This is a genomic window from Mycobacterium sp. (assembly GCF_049683935.1).
GTDB lineage: Bacteria > Actinomycetota > Actinomycetes > Mycobacteriales > Mycobacteriaceae > Mycobacterium.
On the sequence record NZ_JBAUJR010000504.1, the window covers coordinates 1 to 8734 of the forward strand.

At 66.0% G+C, this 8734-nt stretch carries 8 protein-coding genes and 1 pseudogene; 6 read left to right on the forward strand and 3 right to left on the reverse strand.

The genetic code is table 11. From position 1 onward, the window contains the following. The coding region (locus tag WA965_RS28785) for a DUF1942 domain-containing protein (RefSeq protein WP_526448284.1) at positions 1-699 on the reverse strand (699 nt) is incomplete at its 3' end. Positions 700-1266: 567 nt separating this feature from the next. Between WA965_RS28785 and WA965_RS28790 the strand changes: the two genes are divergently transcribed. From WA965_RS28790 to WA965_RS28805, 4 genes are read left to right on the forward strand one after another with little or no spacing between them, the layout of a single operon-like run. Then, positions 1267-2055 (forward strand): glycosyltransferase family protein, encoded by a 789-nt coding sequence (locus WA965_RS28790; RefSeq protein ID WP_178361643.1) that lies wholly within the window; start codon positions 1267-1269, stop codon positions 2053-2055. Positions 2056-2069: 14 nt separating this feature from the next. Beyond that, positions 2070-2699 (forward strand): PIG-L deacetylase family protein, encoded by a 630-nt coding sequence (locus WA965_RS28795; protein ID WP_526303233.1) that lies wholly within the window; start codon positions 2070-2072, stop codon positions 2697-2699. Between the two features lie 10 nt (positions 2700-2709). After that, positions 2710-3777 (forward strand): NAD-dependent epimerase/dehydratase family protein, encoded by a 1068-nt coding sequence (locus WA965_RS28800; RefSeq protein ID WP_526303228.1) that lies wholly within the window; start codon positions 2710-2712, stop codon positions 3775-3777. A gap of 7 nt (positions 3778-3784) precedes the next feature. Further along, the gene (locus WA965_RS28805; RefSeq protein ID WP_526303229.1) at positions 3785-5011 is read left to right on the forward strand and encodes a class I SAM-dependent DNA methyltransferase; all 1227 of its coding nucleotides are present in this window, start codon (positions 3785-3787) and stop codon (positions 5009-5011) included. Positions 5012-5027: 16 nt separating this feature from the next. Here the strand turns inward: WA965_RS28805 and WA965_RS28810 are convergent, their stop codons facing one another. Beyond that, the gene (locus WA965_RS28810) at positions 5028-5579 is read right to left on the reverse strand and encodes a dTDP-4-dehydrorhamnose 3,5-epimerase family protein (protein WP_526303230.1); all 552 of its coding nucleotides are present in this window, start codon (positions 5577-5579) and stop codon (positions 5028-5030) included. Positions 5580-5593: 14 nt separating this feature from the next. Between WA965_RS28810 and WA965_RS28815 the strand changes: the two genes are divergently transcribed. Next, positions 5594-6703 (forward strand): transferase, encoded by a 1110-nt coding sequence (locus WA965_RS28815; RefSeq protein ID WP_526303231.1) that lies wholly within the window; start codon positions 5594-5596, stop codon positions 6701-6703. Here WA965_RS28815 and WA965_RS28820 read toward each other — a convergent pair. Continuing rightward, positions 6663-8018: a glutamate-1-semialdehyde 2,1-aminomutase gene (locus WA965_RS28820; RefSeq protein ID WP_526303232.1), complete on the reverse strand. Its 1356-nt coding sequence runs from the start codon at positions 8016-8018 to the stop codon at positions 6663-6665. The two genes, WA965_RS28815 and WA965_RS28820, sit on opposite strands and share 41 nt — an antisense overlap. Positions 8019-8472: 454 nt before the next feature. Here WA965_RS28820 and WA965_RS28825 point away from each other — a divergent pair. After that, positions 8473-8734 (forward strand): annotated as a pseudogene (locus WA965_RS28825) (hypothetical protein); the annotation flags it as partial.

Here is an 8734-nt window from a genome sequence, read left to right on the forward strand (position 1 = left end):
GGGTAGCGGGGTGCCCGAGCTGCCCTCGGGCAGTGGCGTTCCGGTGCTTCCCGCCGGCGCGGGTGTGGCCGTGGCGGCGGTCGGCGCCGGGGTCTCCGTAGCAGGCTCCGCTCCAGGGGTCGGGGAGGTGGCAGGAGTCGCGGTCTCGGCAACATCGCTGGAATCCGAGGGGCTGTCGTAGACCTGTGCAGGCGACGAGCCGGCGGCGGCGGAATCGGTGGCCGGGGCGGGCGGTGGCTCGACCCAGAGGAGGAGATCGGTTCCCCCGGCGTTGTAGACGACGCTGTCAGGCTGCTCGCCGGTGACGTCGAAATAGATCTTGCCCGTGGTCTTCTCGCCCTGCGGCAGCGTCGACGGATTCACGCCCTGAGGGGTGGCCACGCCGAACAGCACACGGTAGGTCTCACCGTTGCCGGCCCTGGCGTTCAGGTTGGACACGATGGGTGTCGCCGATCCGGCGATCGCCTCGTCGGTGGCGGTGGCTTCCCACAGTGTGCCCGCGGCCTGGTAGGGGATCGTGTCGGTGCTGGGCTTCAGGCCGGTGACGGTCCAGTGCTGGATGACATTGCCGTCAACGAGTTCGGCGGGCTGGCCCAGATACTCGACCTCGGTCTCAGCCGATGCCAACGGTGCGGCCGAGACGCCGATGGCGGTTGCAGCGGCGACCGACAAAGCGCCGAGCGCAGGCTTGATCTTCACGTGATTCCTCCCGGATGCGTCAGAGCGAGCAGCGAGGTGTTCCCCCGCGAAAAAATAACAAATGGCTGACGGCCGTCGACCCACTACCTCACGCCGAAGTGCCAGGTGAGCGGCGTGACCGGGCGGGCACACCGAAGACGGGAACGCTGCGACGGCCCGTCTCCACATTTGCCATCGGCGACGGCCGCGGTCGACCGGCGGATCGATCGTCGAGCGGCTCCCCGACCATTCCCGGGAACTGGCATTAGTTGTTGCCAAAATCGACCAGAGTGGACACAACCGAGGTCCGGAAAGCGCACTCGATCTCGGGTTAGGTGATCGAACGATGCCGCCTGACGCGGCAATTTGGGTCGTTGCGGCCGTTCGCTCTCTCGGCTCCACGTACGGATTGTGACGTAGGGAACAATCGTCAGAGTTTTGCTGAATCTGTGTTGTCAGGTGAAAGTACGAGTGATAGGTTCGCCACAACCAGCAGTTGCAGGATCCTCAGGTCGTCTCAGTGGTCGACAGAACAAACTTTGCGGGACGCGTGGGGGCGGCACACATCATCTGTGCGAGGAGCCAAGCATGAAGGTCGTTCTCTTTTGTGGCGGATACGGCATGCGGATGCGTACCGCCGAGGGTGACGTCATACCCAAGCCGCTCCAGATGGTGGGGCCGCGGCCGCTTCTGTGGCACGTCATGCAGTACTACGCACACCACGGCCACAAGGAGTTCATCCTCTGCCTGGGGTATGGCGCCGAGAAGATCAAGGACTACTTCCTCAACTACAGCGAGACGCTGTCCAACGACTTCATGCTGACCGGGGGCAAGGTCCACCTGATGGGTTCCGACATCGCCGATTGGACCATCACCTTCGCCGACACGGGTATGGAGTCGCCGATCGGTGAACGCCTGCGGCGGGTGCGCAAGTACCTCGGCTCCGACCCCTATTTCCTTGCCAACTACGCCGACGTGCTCACCGATGCTCCTCTCGACGAGATGATCGAGCGCACCATCTCCACCGAGGCGCTCGCGTCCATGCTCGTCGTGCCCCCGCAGTCGTCCTTCCATTGCGTCAACGTGGCATCGACGGGCGAGGTCAAAGAGGTGATGCCGCTGACCGACATCTCCGTCGGGGTCAACGGCGGGTACTTCGTCCTGCACCAGGACGTCATCGATCTGATCCCCGAGAACGGTGACCTGGTCGGCGACGCCTGCGAATCGCTGGCCGGGACAGGCAAGTTGATCGGGCACCGCCATGACGGGTTCTGGAAGCCGGCGGACACCTTCAAGGAACGGGCCGAGCTGGACAGCGACTACAACAACGGAATCCGGCCCTGGGCGCTGTGGGAATCGGACAGGGCGGTGGCGTGAGCGCCTCCGCAACGATGACTCTCGCTCCCTCGACGGTGGCGGTGGTGGGAGCGCACTGCGACGACATCGCGATCGGGGCCGGCGCGACGCTGCTGCAGATGACCCGGCGCAATCCGGCGATGGTGGTGCACGCGCTGGTGATGACCGGTGCGGGCACAGAACGCGAGGTCGAGGAGAAGAACGCCTTCGCCGCGATGTGTGGTGCCGCGGAGGTGCGGTTGACTGTCGCCGACCTGCCGGACGGAAACCTTCCGAGACATTGGGGCGAGGTCAAGGATCACGTGGCCGAGTTCCGGCGATCCTGTGAACCCGACCTGGTGATCGGTCCCCAACGTCACGACGCCCACCAGGATCACCGGATGCTCGCCGAGCTCATGCCCACCGAGTTCCGCGACCACATGTACTGGGGCTACGAGATTCTCAAGTGGGAGTCCGATCTGCCGACCCCCAACGTGTACCGGGCGGTGTCCCCCGAGGCGGCCGAGCTGAAACAGGCGCTGCTGCACAGCAGTTATCCGTCGCAGACGGGGAAGTTCTGGTTCGACGAGGAAGCCTTCCTCGGGTTGATGAGGATCCGTGGGGTGCAGTGCCGCAGCCGCTACGCGGAGGCCTTCGTCGCCGACAAGGTGAATGTCGAGATCTAGAAGGATGACAATGCGCGTATTGATCACCGGGTCAGACGGTTATCTCGGAGCTCTGGTGGCGCCCTACCTCAGTGCCCACGGTTTCGACGTCGTCGGGCTCGACACCGGCTACTACAAGTCGGGATGGTTGTGCTCCGATCAGCTCGCCGGCGCCGCTCGAAACGGCACGACACCGGCCACGCTGGTGCGCGACATCCGCGAGGTGGATGTCGAGGATCTGCGTGGCTTCGATGCCGTCGTGCACATGGCCGAGTTGAGCAACGACCCACTGGGGGAGCTGACCGGTGACGTCACCTACGACATCAACCACCGAGGAAGTGTGCATCTCGCCGAGTGCGCGAAACGTGCTGGGGTGCAACGCTTCGTCTACATGTCGTCGTGCAGCGTCTACGGTGCGGCCGACGGTACGGTGAGCGAGGCGAGCCCGCTGAACCCGCTGACGGCGTACGCGAGGTGCAAGGTGATGGTCGAGCGCGACCTGAGCGCGATGGCCGACGACAGCTTCTCGCCGACGTTTCTTCGTAACGCGACCGCGTTCGGCGCATCCCCGCGCATGCGCTTCGACATCGTGCTGAACAATCTGTGCGGCCTGGCATGGGTCGAGCGCACGATTGCGATGACCAGCGATGGCACCCCCTGGAGGCCACTCGTGCACGGGCTGGATATCGCGCAGGCCATCCGGTGCGCGCTGGACGCCGGGCGCGACACGGTGCACGGGCTGGTCGTCAACGTCGGCAGTGACGAGAACAACGTGACGGTACGGGACATCGCATCGGTTGTCGGTGCCGAATTCCCCGACTGCGCGGTGACTTTCGGTCCACCCAGCGCCGACCAGCGCAGCTACCGCGTCGACTTCTCACGCATCCACAGCACGTTCCCGCAGTTCCGTACGCAATGGGAGGTAGCGGCCGGAGCGGCTCAGCTGCATCGGGTGTTCGAAGCCATCGCGCTGACCGGTGAGACGTTCTACGGGCGCGGTCATACCCGGCTGAAGCAGATCGAGCATCTGATCGACACGGGACAACTCGACAGCCGACTGTTCTGGGCCGACCCGGTGCTCACTTCGGTAGGAGTGTGACCCGATGATGCAGTGCCGACTCTGTGGCGCACACGGGTTGCGCAGCGTGCTGGACCTCGGTGCGACTCCACCCTGCGAGAAGTTCCTTACCCGAGAAGAACTCGACGAGCCGGAAGCGACCTTCCCGCTTCACCTTCGGCTGTGCGAGGACTGCCTGCTGCTGCAGATCCCGGCGCTGATCACCCCGGAAGACACCTTCACCGAGTACGCGTACTACTCGTCGTTCTCCGACAGTTGGGTGCAGCACGCCAAGACGTTCGTGGGCGACGCGACGCAGCGGCTTGACCTGGGGCCCGAATCGCTGGTGATCGAGGTCGCCAGCAACGACGGTTACCTGCTGCAGCATGTGGTCGCGGCGGGAATCCCGTGCCTGGGCATCGAACCGTCGGTGAATGTCGGCGAGGCGGCCCGCGAACGCGGGGTGCCGACCGAGACGGCGTTCCTCGACGAGGCGCTGGCGGCCCGGGTGCGGACCGAACGCGGACCCGCAGACCTCGTCATCGCCAACAACGTCTACGCGCACATCCCGGATCTGCTGGGATTCACCGCGGCGCTGCGCACGCTCGTCGCCGACGCCGGTTGGCTCAGCATCGAAGTGCATCACGCCCTCGAACTCGTGAGCAACGGCCAGTTCGACACCATCTACCACGAGCACTTCCAGTACTACACAGTGCTTTCCGCGATGCGGGCACTCGCCACAGCGGATCTGGCTGTCGTCGATGTCGAGTTGATCCCCACACACGGTGGCTCGATCCGGCTGTGGGCGCGTCCTGCGGCGGTGGCCGGTCCGCCGAGCCAACGGGTTCGTGATGCGCTCGCCGCGGAGGCGCTCGCCGGTCTGCATGAGGTCGACGGCTACCTGCAGCTGAAAGAACGCACCGAGACGATCCGCCACGAGCTACTGAGGTTCCTGCTCGAATGCCGTGCCGACGGCAAGCGGGTCGTCGGCTACGGGGCACCGGGTAAGGGCAACACCCTGCTGAACTACGCCGGCATCCGCTCCGATCTCATCGAGTACATCGTCGACCGGAACCCCTACAAACACGGCAGGTTCACCCCGGGTACCCGGATTCCGATCCACGATCCCGCGGTCCTCGCCGAGGACCGCCCCGATGTCGTGCTCGCGTTGCCGTGGAACCTCGAGCAGGAGCTGACCGATCAGCTCGGCTACATCACCGAGTGGGGTGGGCAGCTGTATTTCCCGCTCCCCGATATGCACCTGGCCCGTCGGTGACACACCCGCATGGCGTTCAGGCGAGCCGTTCCAGAAGCTCGCGCCAGCTCCCTGCACCGGCATCGCGTGCCGAGATGTTCGACACCTGCTGCGGCCAGGCGATGGCGAGGTCTGCGTCGTGAGGATTGACGGCGATGTCTTCGGCGCTGTCGTGCGGACGGTCGATCCGGTAGCAGACGTCGGCGAGCGGGGTCAGTGCCTGGAAGCCGTGCAGGAATCCGGGTGGGATGTACAGATGCCGAAAAGCGCTGTCATCCAGAAGGAAAGCTTCCTGCAGCCCGAACGTCGGCGATTGCCTTCGGATGTCGACGAGTACGTCGTGGACCGCTCCGCGCGCGCACCGGACGAGTTTGGCTTCACCGCGGCCCGATCTGCCGTGCATGCCGCGGAGCACCCCCTGAGCCGAGCGCGATTGGGAGTCCTGCACAAACGTCGCCGAGGTACCGGCACCCACATGCTCGTCGAACACCTGCGCGTCGAAGGTCCGCGTGAAGAAGCCACGGTCGTCGCGGTGGGGCTCGTTGACGAGCAGCAGTACATCGGCGAGGCGTGTCGTCTCGATCCGCACCGGGTGATTGTGGCATGAATCGCTGCCGCGGATGCGGGTCTTCACAGCTGAGGTGTGTGCTCGATCTGGGTCGGGTCGCTGCGGCGGACTATTTCCCGCCGGCGGAATCACCGGTGACGGAATCCGAGTCGTCGCACGGACTTCGAATGGACTTGTGCACACAATGCGCCTTGGCGCAGCTTGCCGACGACGACACACAGGCCGACGAACCGCGCGGCATCGAGCCGTTGGCACTCAGGGAGCAAGCCGCTGACGCGGTGGACAGGGTGGCGCGCGACGGGTGGCTGCGAGGTGTCACGGTTCGTGAATTCGGCAGCCCGCACGGCGGCAGTTGGCTGCCGCTGCTCGCCGCACGCGGCTTCGACACCGCCGACACCGCCGATGTCGTTCTCGACTGCTTCGGGATCATGCACGACCCCGATCAGCTGGACGCGTTTCGCCGGCGCTGCGCGGCGACCACCCCGGGCGGGGTACTGCTGCTGCAGTTCCATTCGCTGCTCACCATCGTCGAACAGGATCAGTGGAACTCTCTGCGCCACGGCCACTTTGCCTACTACTCGCTGACCGCGCTGCACAGGCTGCTCGCCGGTGTCGGGATGAGTATCGCCGCGTCGTGGGAGTTCGACCTCTACGGTGGCACCGTTCTGGTCGCCGCCGTACACGGCGATTGCCCGCCGGACCCGCACACGTCGTCGATTCTGGACCGCGAGCGACGCTTCGGGATCGCCAAACCCACAGTGGTCGGACGACTGCAGGGGGCCGCCCGGGCGCAGGCCGACGCGCTACGTGACTGGCTCGAGTCGGCACACCAGGCAGGCAGGGCGGTATACGCGTACGGGGCATCGTCGCGTGCGGTGGCGCTGTTCTGCCTGGCGGGCGTGGACAGCAGGTTGGTGCGGGCCGTTGCAGACGCGTCCACGGCCAAACAGGGGCGGCGGATGCCGGGCACCGACGTCGGGATCATCTCTCCCGACGCTCTCGTGGCGGCCTCGCCCGACGACGTCCTGCTCACGCTGCCGGATCTCCTCGACGAGGTTTCCCAGCGCTACCCCGGGCTCGACGGCCGGTGGCGCATCGACTGCCCTACCGTGGCTGCAGCCGGCGTGGGTGAGCCGACCGCCTGATCGCCGGGGCCACCGGCGCGCCCTCGAGAAGCCCGTCGACGGAACGTGTGTCCAGGGCCCGGCGGTAGACGTGCAGCGCCCGGGTCACGGAGTCGATGGTCTGGTCGATATCGGCCGGCGTGTGCGCCGCGGAGGTGACGAAGGACTGCCCGAGGACGCCGCCCCTCAACATCTCCTGGATGAACAACGTCCGGAATGACTGTGACGGTTGGCCGTCGGCGTCGCGTGTGATGTAGATCAGGCATGAGGGACGGCCCGTCACCTCGACGAAGTCGTCGATCCCGAGTGCCCGTGCCGCATCGTTCACCCCGGAGGCGAGTTGCCGGCCGGCAGCCTCCATCTCGGCGATGGGGTCGAATTCCCGGTAGGCGGCCACCACGGCGCGGAACGCCGCCAGACCCGTCGATTCGGCACCGTGGGTGGTCGACAACAGGAACACCCGGTCCCGGTCGGTGTTCAGACCACCGAGCTCCATCAGTTCCCGTCGTCCGGCGAGCGCCGAGATCGGAAAGCCGTTGCCGATGGCCTTGCCCCAGCACGACAGGTCGGGGGTGACGCCGTAGAGCGTCTGCGCGCCGTGCACAGACCATCGGAATCCGGTGATGATCTCGTCGAAGATCAACACCGCGCCGTGCGCGTCGCACAGCTCCCGAACACCCTCGAGGAACCCCGGTTCCGGCTCGGCCATCGCTGTGGCCGCCTCGAGGATCACCGCAGCGACAGACCCCGGATGCCCGGCGAACAGCGAGCGCAGCGACGCCAGGTCGTTGTAGTGGAACCGCAGCGCCTGCTCGGTCGCCGACGCCGGAATGCCGGCGGACATCTCGGTGGTCCCCATGAACCAGTCGTCAGTCGAGAAGAACGGGTGGTGGCAGATGGCGACCTTGTCCCGGCCCGTCGCCGCGCGCGCCAGTCGAATCGCCGCCGTCGTCGCATCTGAACCGTTCTTGGCGAACTTGACCATGTCGGCCCCCGGCACGAGCTCGAGGAAGTCCTCGGCCGCTTGGAGTTCCAGCTCCGTTGGGCGGGTGAAGTTGACGCCGTCGGCGATCGCCGCGCAGACCGCGTCGACCACCGGCCGGTATCCGTGTCCGAGGACCACGGATCTCAGACCCATGCCGTACTCGACGTACTCGTTGCCGTCGGCATCCCACACCCGTGCGGCCTCACCGCGGACCAGAACCGGGGCCATGTCGACCGGGTACTGGTCAGCGCCCCTGGCGTAGGTGTGCGCGCCGCCCGGCACCGCCCGGTGCAGACGAGCCTGCAGCTGGCCCGAGCGCGCGAAGGAACGCACGGTCGGACGGAGCGACACCGACGTATCGTGAACCATCGCGGCCCCCCAATTCTCATAGCCAGAAAGTTGCTAGCGACGTCAAGAACCGGGCAATGACCGGGTACGTTGCTGTCGGAGCAAACTTACCCTAGTTCGCCCCGGACGGCACACTCTGAGATGCCCCGTGCTGCGCGGACGGGAGCGGAAGTCCGTTCCCCGGCCTGGGGGCGACCGGCCGGAGTCGAGATACCGCACCCGCTTGGGAACTGTTTGCCAGATAGCGACAAACGCAAGAATGTGTGGTGGCGGTTTCGCCAAATGCGGGACAAAGGGGTGAAGGGCGCCCTAAGTTGCTGGGTGCTGATCTGCCATCAGCCTCGGTAGTTGAGTGGGAGGGCTACCTAGTGAAACCACCTTGGGGGTACTTGTGGCTCGACATTCCCGGACGACGACGACGCGTTCGACAAAAATTCGCACCTACCTGGCGGCTGGAGTGACAGCAGGCGTCACCAGCGCCGCCATGGCGGGCATCGGCACACTGATGCTCACCGAGACCGACGCACCCGCTCAGCCGACCTCGCTCGAGGTGCAGCTGGTCAACGACGAAGAGGAGTACACCCTCTGGGGTATGGCGGTATCCGGGTCCGACCGGTCCGGCGCCACGATGGAGGCCTCGGCCCTCCGGCCGATGATCGGCAATGGTGGCTGGCTGATCGGCAACGGTCTCGACGCGGCAGCCGACTGCACCGGTGACG